We start from the raw sequence: 18,774 nt of genomic DNA, 5'->3' as shown, positions 1-18,774 counted from the left end.
ACATCATTCCGGAAAAGATTGTTATGGCTTTAGCAAAGCTACTTGAATGCATTAAACTCTTGCTGTGCATGAATACATTAAGATTCCAGTTGGAGCCGTGATCACAACACTTACGCAACGCTTAACGGCAGCTTCAGAAACGACAGCGGCTTTAACATTGGCATTGACAGCAGATGAGCGGACGCGATCGCGTCACCACTTTGGCAGCACAGAAGGGCAACCCGTGTACCTTCAATTACCAAGAGGGACAGTGCTGCGTGATGGTGATTTATTGCAATCTGAAGAGGGTTTAGTGGTGCGGGTGCTTGCCAAACCAGAACCCGTTCTCACCGTACGGGCTGAGGCTGCACTGCAACTCCTGCAAGCGGTTTATCATTTGGGCAACCGCCATGTCCCGCTAGAGATTCAACCAACCTACTTACGGTTGTCTCCCGATCCCGTTCTACGCGACATGCTAGAGCATCGAGGGCTGCAGGTCGTTGAAGAAGTACAGCCGTTTCAACCCGAAACAGGAGCGTATGGGCATAGTCATTAAAAAAGTTCCTAAGAGACAAAGATGAAGGACAAAATTGAACCTTTTGCACTCCTGCATTTACTACAGTTAGCGAGTCCGGCTTTGCCAGTGGGGGCTTATAGCTACTCTGAAGGCATTGAAGCGCTGGTTGAAGCTAGCAACCTTGACGATCGCAACGCACTGGAAACGTGGATGGTACAAGAGTTGCAGTGGGGGGCGATTCGCGTTGAAGCAGCGATTATGGTCAGAGCTTACAGAGCCCATCAAGCCGGTGAATGGCAGACCGTGAGCGACTGGAACCACTGGCTGTCAGCGGCACGGGAAACGGAAGAATTGCGGCTACAAAGTTTGCAGATGGGTCGATCGCTCGTACGGCTGTTGCACGATTTGCACCTGCTAGAGGAGCCATATGCCTTTTTGCAACAAGAGGGCTGTCACTTTGCGATCGCGTTTGCCCTTGCAGCGGCTCATTGGCAAATCGATCTGCAGCCAGCCATGCTGGGCTATTTGCATAGCTGGGCCATGAACTTAGTCAATGCGGGTGTCAAGCTCATTCCGCTAGGGCAAACAGCAGGACAACAACTGCTGTTGCACCTTCAACCCGTCATCCAACACGCAGCTGAGGCGATCTTGACACTGCCAGACGAAGACTTAACAAGCTGCAGTTGGGGGCTGTCGCTGGCGAGTATGAAGCACGAAACCCAGTACAGTAGACTATTTCGCAGCTAATGTAGGGGCGGGTTTAGCAAACTTTATTTGGCTCAGCAAAAGACAGCTTATGCATTCTCTTCACCGCTGAATCAAGCTGGCGATCGCGTTCACCAGTACGGTTGGGTCTATAGGCTTGGCAAGATGCTTTTGGAAGCCAGCGTCGAGCGATCGCTGATAATCCGTTTCTCCCGCATAGGCCGTCAGCGCGATCGCAGGCGTATGCCCACCCTGGTCGAGCGGTAAGGTTCTCACCTGTCGCAGCAACATATAACCATCGACCGTTGGCATCCCAATATCGCTGACCAGCACATCTGGCTTCATCTGAGTGACGGCAGTAAACGCTTCTTCTGCCGAGGCAACGGCTGTTACCGTGGCTCCATGCTGTTCTAAGAGAAACGTCGTCAAGACTCGTGCATCGGCATCATCATCAACGACTAAAACATTGACCCCATTGAGGTCAGGACAAGTCTCAGAAGGCGAGAGGGCTGGTTGGTTACTTGCTTGAGTCGGCATGAGCGGCAGCCTGACGGTGAACGTTGCGCCGTGGCCTTCGCCAGGACTCTCTGCACAAATCGTGCCGCCGTGCAATTCAACTAATTGACGCACGATCGCCAACCCTAAGCCCAACCCACCCACCGATCGAGTCGTCGCCCCTTCTGCTTGCCGGAAATAATCAAACACGTAGGGCAGAAAGTCGGGTGAAATGCCTTTACCAGTATCGGCGACTGTAATCTGAGCTTGAGAATCTAGCTGCTCTAAACGGATGTCTACCCGTCCCTCGGTCGGTGTAAATTTAACGGCGTTAGAGAGGAGGTTCCAGACCACCTGTTGCAAGCGATTTGCATCACCTGCAACGAGTCTTACATCGGGTTCAAGCTGTGTCTCGATCTGAATGGCTTTGGCCTCTGCTGCCAGACGCACAGTTTCGATCGCCGCTTGAATAATCGTCGTCAAAACCACCGGGGCGACATTCAGGCTAAGCTTGCCCTGCAAAATCCGAGAGACATCTAACAGGTCTTCAATTAACTCGGCTTGCAATCTGGCATTCCGTTCAATGGTTTTCAGCGCTTCTGTCGTTTGAGCCTCGTCCAGCTTGCGGGTCTGAAGTAAGCGCGACCAACCCAGAATGGGGTTGAGGGGCGATCGTAACTCGTGTGACAGCACGGCCAAAAACTCATCTTTGATGCGGTTTGCATTTTCAGCGGCTTCACGGGCCACTTGTTCCTGCTGGAGAATGCGAGCGCGTTGCTGCTCCAGGCGCTTTTGATCGTCAATATCAGTCGCGGTACCAAACCATTTCAGCACCTGACCCTGTTCATTCTTTAAAGGCACCGCCTGATGCAGGTGCCAGCGAAACACACCATCGCTGCGTCGCATGCGCCCTTCTGCACGGTAATAGGTGCCGGAGGCTTGGGCTGCCTGCCAGTGTTCACTCAGAGTGGGGATATCATCGGGATAGACGATCGCTTGCCAGTCGTCAGTCTGAGCCTGGGTGTAGGTCAGCCCTGTAAAGTCTAGCCAGCGTTGATTGACGTCAAGGAGTGCGCCTTCGGTACTAGCCGTCCACACTAATTGCGGAATCAATTCCGCTAAATAGCGATAGCGCTCTTCACTTTGCCGTAAGGCAACTTCTGCTTGTTTTTGTCGGCTGATATCAAGATTGATACCTGCCCAGGCAATGATAGCACCGTCGCTATTCCTGACTGGCATACCCCGCGCCAAAATGGGATGCCAATTGCCATCAACCCCTCGGAAACGGTGTTCAATATCCCAGGTGCCTTCTGTGCGCACACATTCCGTCCAGGCTGCGATCGTTCGCTCCGCATCATCAGGATGCAGCACATGCCCCCAGCCAGACTCAGAGCATTGTGCCTGGGTTAAGCCAACCAGTTGAAGGAACGAATCACTGGCGTAAACATTCCGCCCATCAGGGTCACAAACCCAAATGCCGTAGTCCAGGGTTTCTCCGATCGTCCGATACAAACTTTCACTTTCACGCAGTTTCGCTTCGGCCCGTTTGCGCTCTGTAATATCGCGAATGAGCCAGCGCACGCTAGAAACGCCGCCTGTGAAATCATACACACGCCGTACCGTTAGCTCAGCCGGGAAAGGCTGCTGCTGCCGCGGTTGCAGCTGCATTACCCATACCTGCGTCTGGGGCACTGGAAGCGGTTCGGTTAGCTGATTGAACCGATCGCGAAACACTTCAAGATCTTGGGTGGCGATAAAGTTGAACAGAGGCTGACCCACTAAACCAGCCGCAAGATCGGTTGTCACCGCCTGATTGGCTTCCTGAATAATTCCCGCTGTATCTGTTACCAGGTAGCCATCCGGCGCGAAATCAAACAAATCCTGATACCGTTGCTGCTCCGTTCTCAGCCGTTCATTTTGCCGCAGCAATTCTTCTTCAGCAATTCTCAGTTCTTCCAGGGTCGTTTCTAGCTCTTCATTAGTCACCGCGAGCTCAGTACCGTGTTGCTCCAAACGGGCGTTCACTTCAAGCAGGGCGGCTTCAGCTTGTTTCCGTTCACGCAGTGCCGCTTGCTGTGCGCTGATATCGAGGATGAAACTACTGACAGTCGTCTCATTGACCAGAGCCGAGCCCACCAGAACCGGAATGCAGGTGCCATCTTTGCGGTTGTAAGCCGTTTCAAAGGGCGTACTGACCTTCGTGGTTCTCAATGCATACATCGATCGCTCATGCACTTCTAGCTGATCAGATGGAATCAGCGCATGCCAGTTAAGGCGACCAGCGCGAAGTTCTTCCTGCGTATAGCCCAGCATCGACAGAAAAGCATCATTGGCTTCCACGATCGCACCCTTCAAGTCAACCGTGATGATGCCAATCACATTCGCTTCTGACAAACGGCTAAAGCGCCTTTCGCTATCGCGCAGCAACTTCAAGCTATGGTCAGATCGGCGCTTGGCCGCCTGCAACTGGGTACAAAGCACGGTAATGAGCAACGACACCAGCAAAAATGTGAGCAACTGTACCAGGTGTCTGATGCTGGTAATCCGAAAGGAATAGAGCGGTGCGACCAGGAAGAAAAGACTATAGAGCGTAGAGAGAGCGATCGCCAGCAAGCCTGGTTTCAACCCACCCCGCCAGGCACTCACGGCAACAGCCGCATAAAAAAAGGAGTAGATAAGCGGATTGAGCAACGCATACAACAAATGCGTCAAGATCAAGGCAATAGTTACTGCCAGTGCCGCAACGCCATAAGGAAGCACATGTGAGCGCATGATGAAAGTTTTGAAGGGAACGTTTACTCTCATTGCACGCATCATCAACCTACTTCACGGATGAGCCTTACTGGCTTTACAATCTTGCTCAATGGGCAGCCTCGGAGTTTCAATAGACAAAATTTACCAGCCTGATACTAAAGACGCAAATGAAATACGCCTTTTTAGCATTTTTCTATCTAAGGTTAGAGTAGCTTGCAGCCGTACATCACTCCTAAGGCGCTTAACAGACCTGTACATTCCAGTTGTGATGATAGGAAAAAGCGATGATAGGAAAAAGCAGGTTTCTGTTGGAGTCCGTACAACAGTCATGAACCAAGAAGTATTGGACTCAATCCCATTCCTCCGACTGCTGGGTTTCTGCTGCCACTAGCGTTTGTTTGAGTGCCTGCCAGTCCAGCTGCTGTGCCGTCAGATCTTGTCGCAGCTGGCCTTGTTCAAGATGCAGCACCCGATCGCACCATTGCTCTGCCAGTTCCAGTTGATGGTTAGCCATGATGACAGTCGTACCATCCACTTGAGCGACGTCGCTCAGCACCTTCAACAGTAAGTCACTACGACCCATGTCTAAAGAGGCGGTTGGTTCGTCTAAAAGCAGCACCTTAGGTTCCGCAACCAGAGCACGGACGATCGCGACCCACTGTCGTTGCCCAACCGAAAGCTGTAGCTCTGTACGCTCCAGCCAATCGGATGGTAGATGGAGCCGATCGCTCCATTTCTGAATGCGGTCTTGAATTGCCCTTTTGTCTAGGTGTCGTAGCGTTAAAGGGTATGCAAGCGCTTGTTGCACCGTCATGCCCAATAGCTTTGATTCTTGTAGCACCAAAGCAACCTGCTGCCGTAATGCCACTGCGGGTATTTGAGGCAGTGGCTGATTGTCTAAATAAATCACGCCACCCGTCGGTTCACTCAAGCGATTTAACAGCCGCAGCAAAGATGTTTTACCTGCACCTGACGCACCAACAAGAGCAATGCGATCGCCCCGAAACACCTCAAACGAAAGCTCCCTCAATAAATAGTGAACATCTGCCGCTAAGCGCTCATCAGCACGAGTCTTACCAGATAGCAGCATTCTGGGTGTGAGACTAACCCGCTCAACGCGAATTTGGGCAGGTTTGGACGGATGCAAAGTCAGGTTTCTACTCCCAAAGCGCTTGTTCAATTGATCGATCAGGAAATGCAGGTGACAAATCTCCCGTCAAACTTTTATCGTTTGACTCAGAGCGGCTCCAACCGTCCATAGATCGATCGCCAGCAGTAATACCGTACACCCCAGCAAAATAAAGTACATCCACGGTTGCGAAAGCGGGCGCACATCAGTCATGTCAATAGTGGTCTCTGCCTGCACACACTTGACCATGCGGTTAAACCCAGCAACCCGCATCGGCAAAAGATACGCCTGCCCAGAGCGACTCAGAAAGTAATAAACAAGGCCACCTTGTCCGGTAGAGCGTGGCTTCAATGCGGTCACCTCTGACCACGCCAGCGTCCACCCTCGACGAAAAACGGGTGGCACCCAACCCGCATACCGAACCTGTATACCATGACTATCTAGCACCACCCGTTCGGTCAGCGCTGCGTATAGCAGCACTCCACCTAGCCCAATCCCCGTCCACAGTAAAGGTGATGGAATCACAGAGGCTGTCATAGCGGCTAAGAAGGGCAGCGGTAGCGTCAAAGCCAGATATAGCAGTAAGAGCGTCAGCCGAATGAGCGGCGCAAGCTTAAAGACAGAAGGTTCAGTCGCAGCAGACGGCAACGACCGATCGCCATCTGACAAAGAACCATCTGCCGTCACGCTTTGATCTGGCTGATCCCGTTCCACAATACACCTCAACGTTTCCTTCAATTTACAGGTTTTTGCCTTGAAGCACCAACTCAAATATGGCTATACGCCAGTCATGACCTAGACTGCGATTGCTTGTAATTGCGCTCGCACTTGTCACACATGGTAGCCAAATAACACTGAGCCTCATAAATACGATCGCCACTCAGTACAGTAAGCGTTAAAAGCTAGCATCCTATCAACACAGCATTGATACATCGAGAAAAACCGCCACCGTAGGAACGTATCCTTTTAGCGCTTACTGTCAGTATATTTTCTAACATTTTCCAACAAGCAAGGTGTCAATTGGCGTTTAAGAACAAAAGACTTGCTGAAAAAACCCATCGCTTTATCATGATCGAGAAGCAATTGTATAATTTAATTTTACAAAGATAGCAGCACTCATCTCACTAGAAACGAGTCCTTTAGATCAATTAGTTGAGAAGTTCTCTCAAGACTGATACGCATTCAACCGATGTAGTCATTTATATCTTCCACGGCTTTTTCACCCTTAAAAAGCCCCTTATCGCAAGCCGATGAAGCGACTTCAACAAAGAATAGGCAGGCAACAGACGGCTCAAAAAATCTCATAAAGGGACAAATCGGAAAAATTGAAGAAGCGCTGCCTAGAAAAGTAGAATGCCTTTAGAGAAGCGTATGAACCGCAGTTGTGAAGAACTGATGAAGCCAGCTTAAAGATCAGTCTAATTTGCAAAAGCCTTGTTTTTAAGTTCAGCTATTTAGCGGATTTGAGTCAATTTATGGGAATGCTAGGTTTGCAATGTAGTGCAAGGTTTCTACCCAACCAGGTTTGTCAAACTGCTCACAACATGCGGCAAAAGTTAGTTGAGTGTGACCTGAATTTTCTTCGCTGTGCTAAAGAGCTACCTCAAAAATGAACCACGATTTAGAGCATCAGCAGCCCACAGTTCCTGATGTGGGTGTTTATGAATGTGAAATCCATCTCAAGTTTCGGCTGATCGAGGAGAAAGGAGCGCTGAATGATCGCGAGCGGCTTCTGGAGCTGTTGATTGACGCCTTTACCTGTGGTACAGACGAGTATTTGGAACCGCTTCAGATCGAAGTCGAGGCACAGGAGCTTCCTGAGACTCAAGCATCCCCTCAAATGCGACGTCGGCTTATTCGTTTGCGGAATTCTAAAGACCTTGCCTAGTCCACAGTTTCAATGTCACAGGCTGAACACGCACAAAATGAATAGTCGTGTGAAACTGGGTAACACTATACCAAAAGCGTTTTAGGGATCTTGATGTGGGTTGACAGATGACGCAGCATTCGTTAATCTTATAAAGGTCTAGTCAATGCGCCCCCATCGTCTAGAGGCCTAGGACACCTCCCTTTCACGGAGGCGACGGGGATTCGAATTCCCCTGGGGGTATTTACAAGAACCCGAAAAGAGAGAGTTGTTACAGCTCTCTCTTTTTAGTTTTAAAGTGGTTTGAAGTACGTTTCGATCGCTCTTCCTTAGTCAGCGTCGAGTAAGGTTGCTTCAATGTCACCGCGATTGCCAATGGCTTTCTCTGCAGTTCACCTTACCTTATCCATGTCATCGCCACTAGCTGAGCCAATGGGAGCCCAAAAGCGTGTACTGGTTTGCCAACATCGCACATGTTTAAACCAGGGTGCAGCCGCTGTGCTAGAAACCTTTCAAGCCCACCCTGTTGCAGGTTGGGTGATCACAAGAAGTGGCTGCATGGGGCAATGTGGCAATGGCCCTATGGTGCGCATGCTGCCAGACAACATCTGGTATTGTCGGGTGTCACCCAAGGAGGTCGCTGAAGTGGTGGAGCGTCATTTACAGGGTGGCCGTCCAGTAAGAGCAATGCTGTCGCCTCATTTCCATGCCGATCGCAGCCAACCGCTATAGCAATCATTGTTTCGCATCTCTCTCGCAACAATAAGACAACCCACAAGAACGGTCGATCGCCAACCGCTTGCAACCGCTACGACACCAGCAACCCTCGTCTATATGTGTGACGGCATCGTTATGCCATCGGCACTACTAGCGCAAACCCTTTGCTCACCGGGGAAACGGAATGCAGGGCGTCATGCTTCAGTGAGCATCAACTGGCTAGATCTTTTTTCCAGCAGCTGGCTCACCGATATTGTCAAGATCAACCAGGTTCCATTTCAAGCCTTTGTTTCTATAAATGCGCTTTTTTAGGTTTGGGTAATCGCCAACATCGTGTTCAAGCCGTTGTCCAACCACGATGCACTTTAATAAAGAGCGACCGCTATTTTTCAGTTTGTGTGCCTCGCCACCAGCACGATAACCAATAAAGTCACCTGCTTTGACAGGATAGGTGTTGGCGCCGATCGTTGCCTCTGCCTCGCCTTCAAGGATATAGACACATTCATCTTCGTGATAGTGCCTATGTAATTCTGTAGACTCATACCCAGGTTGGATCGCGATGATGTGAAAACCAAAACCAGATAAGCCTGTTAGATCACCTAGCGATTTATTTCGTCTACGAGCGTTTTCATTGAGAAAATGGGTTTTCTCAACGCCTTCGTATTGCTCAATTTCTTCACTTGTAAGGATATATTGATCCACGTCACTCTCCTGACCAGTCATTATTTATAGTTGATGCATTATTTATACTTGATGCAGATTTAAGGTCGTTCATGTAGAAACCATCGATTAAGCGTCAACAGCGAACGGGCATGATCGCGCAAAGAAACACCTGGAAGCATAGTGGTACATTCTGCAAGTGCTTCTTGCTGCCATGCCAGTTCAAACGATGTGGCTACCAGGATCACTCCGTCAAACGCTCAACCTGCTTCCGCAGGCTTTTCAACCAGACTGATGTCTGCTTTTGCTGAAATGCTCTCCATGCCCAGTGGCAGCCCGATCTCACGATCGGGCTGCCACTGAGTGCTATGAGACTTTAACGACGACTAGATGAACTTAAGAAGGTTAGCAAAGATAACCTTCTTATCCCCTCCTAGAAGCGGTTGCCAGCCTTGAGGAGCGGCGTTGACGTAGGACTCTCGATCGGAGTCCAGTAGACCATAAAACACCTCAGCCACAATGCGACCACCAACCCAGCCGAGCTGAGTTTTAGCCCCACCGCCTGAGAGCAATTCCTCTTCCTTGAACGTCCCATCTTTCTGATATGAGACTGAGTCTACTACTGATTTTTGGGCTTCAGCTAAGATGTAGAACCACAGTGGGGTATCTGCCTGAAGGGCTGGATCAATTTCGACAAATTGGAAATCGCCCTCCTTTTCTTCTACTTTTTGTCGCGTCGCTAGATACTTGGGTGCAAGTGGTTCAACTGGATGACCTTTCTCCTTGAGTCTTGCCGCGATCGCTTGACCACCTTGCACTCGGTAATTATTCCCACGCAGCAAGTTGAGCAACGCTAACGAAGGACGACCCGCTGGATCAGGTAAGGGGGCGGGCGCGATCGCTTGTTTAACTTCTGCGATCGCGCCTCCTACAACTGGGCTGGTTGGCAGCACATTGGGCGGCAAAACCGTCATGGGATCGACCAGAACCGTATCCAGTTTGTAAGCAAACTGAAGTCTGAGTGCCCCATCCGGCGCATCATTCTCAGGTGGAGTACCCAGGTCTGAGGGAATGTCAGCCGCTAACGTGTCTGGGAAAAAGCGTCCCCAATCGTCGATCACGTGGTTGGCTGGTAGTGGGTCAAAGCCCAGCAAACTGTCTTTGAAACTCTCGTCATAGGGTGGCAGCACCGAACCGTCAGGCAGGCTGCTGGGTGGAAAAATGCTTAACCGAGTCCCTTTTGCTTTATCTTCTGCATCGCCATTGAGCCGATAACCCGTTCTGATGCCTGAGTGACCATAGCGATAAGCCGCAACGACAAATTCACGCGGTAGATTAATGCGCTTGTCTTCGGTGTAAAGGGCGTAGAGATTTTTCCGATACTCAGGCGTTCCAGCGTGCTGAAGGTCTGATAGCACTTCAGCCTGAACAATGCGAGGCAAAAAGTCTTCGACCACCACCTTTTGATAAGCCCATCGCACCTCATTACGTGCTTTGTTGAAAAGAGCAGTACCCGTTAGCGTTGCATCATTTTTGTGAAGCTGTTTCACAACAGCATTGTGATATTTCACAAAGGCCAGGTGAATTTGGGAGACGATCGAGTTTTCATCGTTGCGTTTATCGCCAATAATGGCGCGACCATTGGGACTACGCAGCAGGTCTTGATGTGCCTGGTCATAGCTGGTTTGAGACTGATTCTCATAGCTATCTTTGAACAGCAAACTGGCACCATCTTCGGCATACATGAAGGGCTGAGCATCTGGTCCATCGCCATACAACGAATCTAAATCAAAGCGTGGAGTGCGTAAGTTAGACGGTAAGCGATCGGGTCCGTCAACATCAGCGGGATTCAGTGATGATGTGTTGTCAAAGGTGAGATCGTGGTCAACAAACTGACCGAAGTAGGTATAGCCCGATGGCACCCAGAGGTTTTCTTCCGGATCAGGACCATCTTTGACCAAATCAACTTCGCCCTTCATGCTTGCAGCCAGCTGTACAAGTTGACAGACTGCATAACCGTCTGTTCTGGAGTCCAGCAACTTTGTAAAGGCTTGTTCGCGTGTGCCAACATTACCGTGACCAAATCCGCTCATATAATTCTCCTGTGTGAGATTGAGTAACAACCATTCGTGCTACTGGCAAGGCTTTACGGTTGAATGGAAAGACGGCTAGTAACCCAAATGATTCGTTTGTTTGCTCTCATGCGTTGCCTCGATCGCCGCATCGCTGATGTTGTGAAACGTTGCGATCGCCCAACATCGCTGCAAATTTGACAATGCAGCCGCTATCAACCTGCACTCCAATCAAGCAAGGTGCCTTGATGGATCATCAGGTAGGGGCATAGCGATGAATTGATCGACCTGCCTATGGGGAATACACTCGCCGAAGAAAATATCCGGAAAGTTCCCTCAAGTTTTTCTATTTCAAGAAACTATTCAGAAAGATCTGCTTCTTCGGAGCATTAGCCGGAGAGTGCTCACCGTCCCCTTAAAAAGCGGACAGAAAATATTGATAAAAAATGAGGTGAACACGCTTTCGAGTGAGCAACAACGACAGTGGCATGCAAGAATTACTGACGCAGCTAAAGTTACCGCCTGCGATCGCATCTGCGCTTCATAAAGTTCAGTACCACGTCGCGCAAATTCCTCTTTGCTGTAACGGGGTTATCGAATAGTCATCGGCTTGACCTTGTTTCAACGTTGCTCTCTCAGGTTAAAGTGGGCAATTGGCAGTCCATACTCTGTATTCTGTATGGATAATTGCTGATTGGTGCGTTTGCAGCAGCAGTGTACCCTACAAGATCTGCGATCGCACTTCCTATTCCTCAATTTTGTATCGTGTATCCAACGGTTGTAATGTTATATGTTCGATTGTATTTTCTGTCCCAACGGAAACTGCCCAGCCAGCATTTGTAAGTGTACCTTCTACCATCATGTATGATGCCGTTGGATAATACCCACTGCTTACATCAAGTGATGGAAAATCAACTTTTGGCTCGCTATTACCCCATAACCTGTTAACTCCTGCTTCTGGATGCACAAACCATACGTTACTGAATCTAGATCCTATTGCAGCCGCAGAAGATTTCATTAGCTCTAACATACGGCTATCGCATTCATACAAACAAATCCCTACTTTAAAGTCTGAATGAGTTATTAGCCAAGCTTCTTCTGAACCACTATTATGTAGATACTCAGTCACCTTACCTTCTTTGTCTTCAATGGCCTTCTTCATCCACAAATGAGGTTCAAGTGGGAACGTGATTTTGTAGTTTCTATCAGGCTTCATCTCCCGCTTGCAGTTGCTCCATTTCATTAATTCCTGCAAACCAATAAGACGACATTCTGCCGCCACTCTTTTTCCATTTAGTGAAAAAACCCAGTCGGGCTTATCATGAAATTTAGCATCTTCAATAACTTCATTTCCTGTTTCACAAAGAGCATCGTGTACAAGATTAATTACGATTTGCTCTTCTCGTGTTCTTTGATTTCTCATCTCTCATCATATAACTCTAGGGAGAAGCATTTTGCAGGCTGGATTGAATGCGCGACACCTGACGTTGATCATTAGTCTTACGTGATTTTGAGGTTTGGTTTCTGATCTTCTACCCAATCGATATAGTCGATGCTCGCGATTTGTTATCCCGTTTTGACATTGCCCACTTTACTTGTCCACCCGTTCAAGTTCCTCGCGCAAAACTCGTCTTAATGTCGCTTCTAACGGTTCACGTTTTTGCTCAATGTGTTGGCGTAAGGCTTCATTAATCAAGCTTTGGTAGTTGCCGCCGCCTGCTGCGTTAACCTGTTCCCGAAACCATGCCAACACATCATCATCCAATCGAATAGTGATGCGAGTTTTTCCAGCAACAATCGGTTCAACCGCTCCTCGCTTCCCTTGACTGAAATCGTACTCTACGTCCATAGTCTATCCCTCTTCATATTGCGATCGTTCATGGCGCATCGCTTGGCGAGCCTAAATCAACCGAATTTCGTTGTCACGCCACGTATACACCACTACCAAGACTCGACCCAATGCATCTATACCGATCGTGACGAACCGTTCTTCTTCAAACCGCTCGTCTGTTACTGTGATTGCCAAATCATCTGAAAAGACTGTCACAGCGTCGGCAAAGTCGATTCCATGCTTACTGAGATTGGCAACAGCTTTTTCTCTATCCCATTGGTAGGACATATTACTATTGTATGCACATTTGTACACCGATGGGCGATCACACCTTTCAATTACTCTGATTGATTCTCACGAACTTTTTGTTTTGTCTCGATTAATTTGGTTAAATCCTCTAGAGACTGGAGTTCTACGCCTTCTGTGTGAACGCGATTAGCTAGAGCATAAAAGGCTTCATCATCTGTCCGATGGTTTAGAACATACGCTCTCAAGTCGGCGATCGGCATTGCAGCAAAGTTAGGTCTGATCATAGGACTTTCTTTTAGGCAATCGATGAAGCGGGCGATCGCGCCTCACGCAACTTCATCTACTACCGTTTGCTCAACGAAATTCTGTGCCTCTTCTGCTTCCAGGTCAGCCAGTTTCGCCGTCAGTTCTGCCAATCGCCGCGACGCATTTGCCCGACGGACTGGATTTTTTTCTTTCCAGAGCCACTCACTCTCAAAATACACTGCGTAGCGAATCGCTTTAATGGAGTCAGGTGGCAGAATGTAGTCTTCTGATGTCTTGCTAGTCATGGCAGAAACCTCATTTCAGTTTCAATCAGCAGCAACCGTCTCTGTGCTTCATTGTAAGTGTATCGCACACCAAGAATGGCATTTTCAGCGACACCGACATCGTAGCGCGTCTCAGTTGGCGTTAAATCAGGATGTCTTGCAACAATCGTGTAATTTCCGGCTGGCACATCCTGAAAGGTTGCGGTTGCTGTCCGGATATCAACAGGTTGCTGCGCTTCGATCGCTCCATCGCGGGCGACTAAGACGAGGATCAATTCCCCATTGATCGAGGACATTGCGACATCATTTTGATTGTGAATGACTACGTAAATTGCTGCCATCGGCTCAGGCTATCATTTGGAACTAAACGGATCAAAAAAGGTGGACATTGCGCCCACCCTCAAAGTCCTTTGAGTTTTGGTTACTCAATCCCTTCAATGCGGTCTTCGACTTCTTGATAGAGTTCGCGGAGGCGATCGAGGTTCTCCTCAGTGGTTTCCCAATAGCCGCGACCGTTCGCTTCGAGCAACGTCGTCACCATCTTGCGGTACGAGCTGGGGTTGAGGTCGAGCAAGCGCTTGGACATGTCCTCATCCTTGAAGAACGTCTCGTTGGCATCTTCGTAGACCCAATTATCCACTGCGCCTGCCGTTGCCGACCAGCCCATCGTGTTGACCAACCGCTTCGATAGTTCGCGCACGCCTTCATAGCCGTGACTCAGCATCCCTTCGTACCATTTGGGGTTGAGCAATTTGGTACGGGCATCCAGACGGACGGTTTCGGAGAGGGTGCGAACCTGGGCGTTAGCAGTCGTGGTGTCGGCGATGAAGGATGTTGGCGCTTTGCCGTCGTTCCGCAGACGAGACACGACCTTGGTGGGGTCGGAGTCGTAGTAGTGGGAAACATCCGTCAGCGAGATTTCGGATGAGTCCAGGTTTTGGAAGGTGACATCCGCCGTCTTAAGGGCAGACTCGAAGATCTGGCGGTCTTGCGCCATCGTGCCGGGGTTATCCGACGAGAAGGCGAAGGATTTCCGTGCCAGGTACATATCCTGAAGTTCGGCTTCGGTTTCCCAGGTGCTGTTTTCCACCGCCAGGTTGATGTTGGACGAGTAGGAACCGGACGCATTGGAGAAGACGCGGGTAGCAGCCTGCCGGAGGTTGATGCCCATTTCTTCGGATTGCTTCAGCGCGTGCTTGCGGACGAAGTTCATTTCTAGCGGCTCATCAGCCTCGGCTGCCATCTTCACGGCGCGATCGAGGAGTGCCATCTGGTTAATGAACAGATCGCGGAACACGCCAGAACAGTTGACCACCACGTCGATACGGGGACGACCGAGTTCCTCCAGGGGAATTAGTTCCAGCTTGTTCATCCGTCCCAGCGAGTCGGGCAACGGAGCTACACCGAGCATCCAGTAGATCTGCGCCAGCGATTCGCCGTAGGTCTTGATGTTGTCGGTGCCCCAGAGGACAGCGGCGATCGTCTCTGGATATAGCCCATCATTCTCCGCACATTGACGGGCAAGCAGGCGATCGACCACCACTTTGGCAGATTTCACCGCTGCGGAGGTAGGAATTGCCTGGGGATCGAGAGCGTGGATATTCTTACCAGTGGGCAACACATCGGGATTGCGAATGGGGTCGCCACCGGGACCAGGAATCACGTATTCGCCTTCCAGTGCCGTCAGTAAAGCACCAAGTTCGTTATCCGCCACAATTTGCTTCAGGCAAAATTCCAGATATTCAAACAGGGGCTTGATTTTTTCAACGTCTACCTTCGTGTAACCTGCGGTGTGTAAGGCTTCTAGCCAAGGTTCCTTCTTACCCATGTTGAAGAAGTTGAGCCTGGATACGCGAGACACACGCCCATCAGCATCGACTTGAGCCTGGACGAGAGAAGCTGTGGCGGCACGGGTTGCCAGGGTGATGTCTTGCAGCAACTGCACGTCTTCCAGCACGCCGCGATCGCTCCCCTGGTAAATTTCCTCCATCGTGCGACCGAGACTGTTGGCGATGATGCTGGGCAGGCTAAGGATCTCATCTTCAGGACGGTCGAGGCTGGCGATGTTAACTAGGGTGGCGATCGCTTCCTCAGCCGTCGGTGGTTTGCCAATAACGTGCAGACCACAGGGCAACAGGCGCGATTCGATTTCCATCAGTTTGATGTAGACCTTGCCGACCACGGTATCGCGGGCTTCTGGCTCTAGCTCTTTGGCGCTTTCAGGAAACTCAATATCCTTATCCAGATTGCAGATTCGCGCTTTATCCATGATGGAATCGACGATCTGGGCACCGCGTCCTGTGTCTTTTAACGTTTGATAGGACGCAACCAATTCACCCAGTTCCTTCAAGCCTTTGTACAATCCAGCATTTTCAGCGGGTGGTGTGAGGTAACTGATGGTTTCGGCATAGGAACGGCGCTTGGCGATCGTCGCTTCCGAGGGATTATTCGCCGCGTAGTAATAGAGGTTGGGAATCGTACCAATCAAACTATCAGGGAAGCAGGTTTCGGACATACCGATCTGCTTACCAGGCATGAATTCGAGCGATCCGTGGGTGCCGAAGTGCAGCACTGCATCGGCTTTCCAGATTTGCTCCAGGTAAGTGTAGTAGGCAGCAAACCCGTGATGAGGGCTAGCCGATCGGGAGAACAGCAGCCGCATCGGGTCGCCTTCATAGCCAAAGGTAGGCTGTACGCCGATGAAGACGTTGCCGAACTCCTTGCCGAAGATCAGCAGATTCTGCCCATCGGTGTTGAGATGTCCAGGCGGTGGCCCCCAGGATTCGTGGAGGCGTTCCGAGTAGGGAGTCAATGCCTCGTACTCCGGTACCGACATCCGGTAGGCAATATTCAGTTCAGGACTGTTGTACTGGGCGCGGGCATCGTGCAGCACTTCCAGCATCAGCGCTTCAGCGGTTTCGGGCACGTTCTGCACGTCATAGCCGTTGTGCTGCAAGGCTTCCATCACTTTGTAGATGGAGCCGAACACATCCAAATACGCAGCCGTCCCGACGTTGCCTTTATCCGGTGGGAAGCTGAAGACGGTGATGGCGACTTTTTTCGTCAGCTTGGGCTTGCGGCGGAGGTTTGCCCACTTCATGGCACGTTGGGTGATCGCCTCGACCCGATCTTGTAGGGCGATCGCTTTGCCTGTCATGCCATCCCGACCAGAAAGGATGATGGGTTCGATCGCGCCATCCAGTTCCGGCAGCGCAATTTGCAACGCGACCTGAATGGGATGCAGACCGAGATCGCTGTCTTCCCATTCTTCTGTCGTTTGGAACACGAGGGGCAGAGCCACCATGTAGGGACGGTTGAGCCGCTTCAGGGCTTCGATCGCCTTCGGATGATCTTGTTTTGCGGGACCACCCACGAGCGCAAAGCCTGTCAAAGAGATCACCACATCGACGATCGCGGTTTGACCTTTGGACAGGGGATCGTAGAAGAACGCTTCGACGGGTTTGGAAAAGTCCAATCCACCTGCGAACACGGCAATCACCCGTGCGCCCATGCTTTCGAGCTCCTGCACCATCGAGACGTAGTGGGCATCATCGCCCGTCACTAGATGAGTCCGCTGCAACACCAGACCAATGCAGGGGGCAAGGGGATCTTTCAGGTCGTCCGAAATATCCGTGCGCGAGTTAAACCAGTTGAGGTACTCTTTCACATCCTCAAACATGGTGGGCGCGAGGGGATGCCAGATGCCCAGATCGGGGTAGGTGACGGGATCGCGGTACTGCAACGCACCGCTGTCCGTTTCCATATCTTTGTAGACATAGCGATCGGCCAGCATCAGCAAGAAATTCTCTAGGTTCTCCTGCGAACCACCGAGCCAGTATTGGAAGCTCAACATGAAATTGCGAGCATCCTGCGCTTTATCCATCGGCAGGTACTTCAGCACTTTAGGCAGCGTATTCAGCAGTTTCAGCATCCCGTCCTGGAAGCCAGCACCGGATTTCTCCTTGCGCTTCTTCATGAACTGGGCGATCGCGCTCTTCGACTGCCCTAACTGCGCCATTGAGAAGCTGCCCATCTTGTTCAGGCGCATCACCTGGGGCATAGAAGGGAAGACGACCGCAACATCCAGGCGATCGCGATGGGGTTCGACAGCCTCAACCACCTTGTCTGCCAAATCTTCGAGGAAAATCAGTGACGCAATAAAGATATTTGCCTGCGACACGTCACGCTTAAAGGCTTCGTAGTTCTCTGAATCGCGGAGTTCCTCGATCAAATAGCCGCTAATTTCGACAGCCAGATTGGGGTGGTTCTGGTTGATAGCGCGAACCGCTGCCGAAAGCGAACTTTGATACTGAGGCTCTAGCACGACATAGACCACTCGTAACAGAGCGCGTCCCCGCAGGTCATCGGGTGCGACGTGTCTGATGGTGGGCTTGACGTGTGTGAACATGCAGTTAAGCTCCTTATCTAGTGATGCGCGAAGTCGATCAATCAGTTGTCAACCGTGCTTCTAAGACCGAAACCAAGACTCACAGACAGGCGAGTACATTAGGATCAAGCAGTTCACTGACGGTTTAACGCCGACTGTTACGATAGTCGCACACACATGTTTGTATCAGAAAACCAGACCAGATAAGCGTTCTGGGCTATATCTGACACAATTTGATAAAATTATTTCAAGCTTTCGTTACATTTGTCGATAATTTTGCGAGCAGTGACTCAGAATTTATTTGCAAAACTTAATCATGCTCCAAGAACGTTGGCTAGTGCCCTGAAAGCTTACTGAGAGAGGGTTTCAGTCCCCTAAGTTGATTAACTCACTGCTGCGATCGCCCTACTGCTTGTCCCAAGCCTGGGGTCTATAGTCAGCGCAATCGATCGCATTCACTGTAAGCGCATCGATCGGATTGATGGCGCATTTCAGATACGGATTGTTTTTGAAAAAAATGCAGTGACGACAGGGCACTGCATGCGGCTTCTGATCAAACTCCTTGGTGCTGCCATGACGCTGGCGCTTTTTCTGCAGTTTGGAAACGATCAGCGCGATCGTCCAAAGCACGATTAACCCAAACGGCACCAGGATCAGCGTGCTGTTGGATAGCGTGTTGATCGGTGGTGCGGTTTTGTCATACAGCCAACTTTGCTCGACCAGCGTCGTCTGTGGCGATCGGGCATTCGATGTATCCTGTACCTTCATTCCCGGCTGAAAAACTGGTTCCTCGTTCATAAGCCCCGATACCGTTGGCGAACTCTGATCGAGATCACCCTCCTTACTTCAGTACTTCAGCTTTCGGCTAGAGCCGCGAAGCGA

17 protein-coding genes and 1 tRNA gene are annotated in these 18,774 nt (G+C 50.4%); 5 read left to right on the top strand and 13 right to left on the bottom strand.

The features are described from left to right. The first annotated feature begins 64 nt into the window (after positions 1 to 64). Positions 65 to 535, top strand: a complete 471-nt coding sequence (gene ureE, locus C7B82_RS26195; protein WP_245940102.1) for an urease accessory protein UreE — start codon at positions 65 to 67, stop codon at positions 533 to 535. A 21-nt stretch (positions 536 to 556) separates the two neighbouring features. After that, complete coding sequence (locus C7B82_RS26190) at positions 557 to 1,243, top strand: urease accessory protein UreF (protein ID WP_106259707.1); 687 nt, start codon at positions 557 to 559, stop codon at positions 1,241 to 1,243. A 60-nt stretch (positions 1,244 to 1,303) separates the two neighbouring features. Here the strand turns inward: C7B82_RS26190 and C7B82_RS26185 are convergent, their stop codons facing one another. The 3 genes from C7B82_RS26185 to C7B82_RS26175 all read right to left on the bottom strand — a co-directional run bounded on the left by C7B82_RS26185 (position 1,304) and on the right by C7B82_RS26175 (position 6,293). Beyond that, positions 1,304 to 4,468: a hybrid sensor histidine kinase/response regulator gene (locus C7B82_RS26185; RefSeq protein WP_181357700.1), complete on the bottom strand. Its 3,165-nt coding sequence runs from the start codon at positions 4,466 to 4,468 to the stop codon at positions 1,304 to 1,306. A 331-nt stretch (positions 4,469 to 4,799) separates the two neighbouring features. After that, positions 4,800 to 5,597, bottom strand: coding sequence for an ABC transporter ATP-binding protein (locus C7B82_RS26180; RefSeq protein ID WP_245940101.1), 798 nt, complete (start codon positions 5,595 to 5,597; stop codon positions 4,800 to 4,802). Between the two features lie 69 nt (positions 5,598 to 5,666). Beyond that, positions 5,667 to 6,293, bottom strand: a complete 627-nt coding sequence (locus tag C7B82_RS26175) for a hypothetical protein (protein WP_339375207.1) — start codon at positions 6,291 to 6,293, stop codon at positions 5,667 to 5,669. Positions 6,294 to 7,188: 895 nt separating this feature from the next. Here C7B82_RS26175 and C7B82_RS26170 point away from each other — a divergent pair. The 3 genes from C7B82_RS26170 (at position 7,189) to C7B82_RS26160 (ending at position 8,178) form a co-directional block, all read left to right on the top strand. Further along, positions 7,189 to 7,467 (top strand): Npun_R1517 family heterocyst differentiation transcriptional regulator, encoded by a 279-nt coding sequence (locus C7B82_RS26170; protein ID WP_106259703.1) that lies wholly within the window; start codon positions 7,189 to 7,191, stop codon positions 7,465 to 7,467. Between the two features lie 149 nt (positions 7,468 to 7,616). After that, positions 7,617 to 7,689, top strand: a tRNA-Glu gene (locus tag C7B82_RS26165). A gap of 165 nt (positions 7,690 to 7,854) precedes the next feature. Continuing rightward, complete coding sequence (locus tag C7B82_RS26160) at positions 7,855 to 8,178, top strand: (2Fe-2S) ferredoxin domain-containing protein (RefSeq protein WP_106259928.1); 324 nt, start codon at positions 7,855 to 7,857, stop codon at positions 8,176 to 8,178. Between the two features lie 204 nt (positions 8,179 to 8,382). On the opposite strand, the gene C7B82_RS26155 is transcribed toward C7B82_RS26160, so the two are convergent. From C7B82_RS26155 to C7B82_RS26110, 10 genes are all read right to left on the bottom strand, one after another. Further along, entirely contained in the window at positions 8,383 to 8,865 is a 483-nt protein-coding gene (locus C7B82_RS26155) for a cupin domain-containing protein (RefSeq protein ID WP_106259927.1), read from the bottom strand. Positions 8,866 to 9,209: 344 nt separating this feature from the next. After that, on the bottom strand, positions 9,210 to 10,916 hold the full coding sequence (locus tag C7B82_RS26150; RefSeq protein WP_106259701.1) for a peroxidase family protein: 1,707 nt from the start codon (positions 10,914 to 10,916) through the stop codon (positions 9,210 to 9,212). A gap of 724 nt (positions 10,917 to 11,640) precedes the next feature. Continuing rightward, entirely contained in the window at positions 11,641 to 12,318 is a 678-nt protein-coding gene (locus tag C7B82_RS26145) for a hypothetical protein (protein ID WP_106259699.1), read from the bottom strand. A 168-nt stretch (positions 12,319 to 12,486) separates the two neighbouring features. Then, positions 12,487 to 12,744, bottom strand: a complete 258-nt coding sequence (locus C7B82_RS26140) for a BrnA antitoxin family protein (protein WP_106259698.1) — start codon at positions 12,742 to 12,744, stop codon at positions 12,487 to 12,489. Between the two features lie 51 nt (positions 12,745 to 12,795). Beyond that, a complete protein-coding gene (locus C7B82_RS26135) occupies positions 12,796 to 13,014 on the bottom strand; it encodes a BrnT family toxin (protein WP_106259696.1) in 219 nt (72 codons plus the stop codon). Between the two features lie 50 nt (positions 13,015 to 13,064). Further along, the gene (locus tag C7B82_RS26130; RefSeq protein ID WP_106259695.1) at positions 13,065 to 13,259 is read right to left on the bottom strand and encodes a DUF6887 family protein; all 195 of its coding nucleotides are present in this window, start codon (positions 13,257 to 13,259) and stop codon (positions 13,065 to 13,067) included. 42 nt (positions 13,260 to 13,301) lie between these two features. Next, the gene (locus tag C7B82_RS26125) at positions 13,302 to 13,526 is read right to left on the bottom strand and encodes a hypothetical protein (protein ID WP_106259694.1); all 225 of its coding nucleotides are present in this window, start codon (positions 13,524 to 13,526) and stop codon (positions 13,302 to 13,304) included. Continuing rightward, positions 13,523 to 13,846, bottom strand: a complete 324-nt coding sequence (locus tag C7B82_RS26120) for a hypothetical protein (protein ID WP_106259693.1) — start codon at positions 13,844 to 13,846, stop codon at positions 13,523 to 13,525. Before C7B82_RS26120 ends, C7B82_RS26125 begins: the two co-directional genes overlap by 4 nt. A gap of 80 nt (positions 13,847 to 13,926) precedes the next feature. Further along, a complete protein-coding gene (locus C7B82_RS26115) occupies positions 13,927 to 17,913 on the bottom strand; it encodes a magnesium chelatase subunit H (RefSeq protein WP_106259692.1) in 3,987 nt (1,328 codons plus the stop codon). Positions 17,914 to 18,297: 384 nt separating this feature from the next. After that, positions 18,298 to 18,690 carry a hypothetical protein gene (locus tag C7B82_RS26110; protein ID WP_106259691.1) on the bottom strand — a complete coding sequence of 131 codons (393 nt, stop codon included), beginning with the start codon at positions 18,688 to 18,690 and terminating at the stop codon, positions 18,298 to 18,300. Between the last annotated feature and the right edge of the window lie 84 nt (positions 18,691 to 18,774).

The sequence above is a fragment of the Stenomitos frigidus ULC18 genome (genome assembly GCF_003003795.1).
GTDB lineage: Bacteria > Cyanobacteriota > Cyanobacteriia > Leptolyngbyales > Leptolyngbyaceae > Stenomitos > Stenomitos frigidus_A.
The sequence above is the reverse complement of the archived record's forward strand: the minus strand, read 5'-3'. Positions and strand labels throughout refer to the sequence as shown.

Coding starts and splice junctions, on each gene's coding strand:
- C7B82_RS26190 (WP_106259707.1), top strand. CDS start 557: ATGAAGGACAAAATTGAACCTTTTGCACTCCTGCATTTACTACAGTTA.
- C7B82_RS26185 (WP_181357700.1), bottom strand. CDS start 4,468: ATGCGCTCACATGTGCTTCCTTATGGCGTTGCGGCACTGGCAGTAACT.
- C7B82_RS26135 (WP_106259696.1), bottom strand. CDS start 13,014: ATGTCCTACCAATGGGATAGAGAAAAAGCTGTTGCCAATCTCAGTAAG.
- C7B82_RS26140 (WP_106259698.1), bottom strand. CDS start 12,744: ATGGACGTAGAGTACGATTTCAGTCAAGGGAAGCGAGGAGCGGTTGAA.
- C7B82_RS26160 (WP_106259928.1), top strand. CDS start 7,855: ATGTCATCGCCACTAGCTGAGCCAATGGGAGCCCAAAAGCGTGTACTG.
- C7B82_RS26115 (WP_106259692.1), bottom strand. CDS start 17,913: ATGTTCACACACGTCAAGCCCACCATCAGACACGTCGCACCCGATGAC.
- C7B82_RS26130 (WP_106259695.1), bottom strand. CDS start 13,259: ATGATCAGACCTAACTTTGCTGCAATGCCGATCGCCGACTTGAGAGCG.
- C7B82_RS26150 (WP_106259701.1), bottom strand. CDS start 10,916: ATGAGCGGATTTGGTCACGGTAATGTTGGCACACGCGAACAAGCCTTT.
- C7B82_RS26125 (WP_106259694.1), bottom strand. CDS start 13,526: ATGACTAGCAAGACATCAGAAGACTACATTCTGCCACCTGACTCCATT.
- C7B82_RS26170 (WP_106259703.1), top strand. CDS start 7,189: ATGAACCACGATTTAGAGCATCAGCAGCCCACAGTTCCTGATGTGGGT.
- C7B82_RS26145 (WP_106259699.1), bottom strand. CDS start 12,318: ATGAGAAATCAAAGAACACGAGAAGAGCAAATCGTAATTAATCTTGTA.
- C7B82_RS26110 (WP_106259691.1), bottom strand. CDS start 18,690: ATGAACGAGGAACCAGTTTTTCAGCCGGGAATGAAGGTACAGGATACA.
- C7B82_RS26120 (WP_106259693.1), bottom strand. CDS start 13,846: ATGGCAGCAATTTACGTAGTCATTCACAATCAAAATGATGTCGCAATG.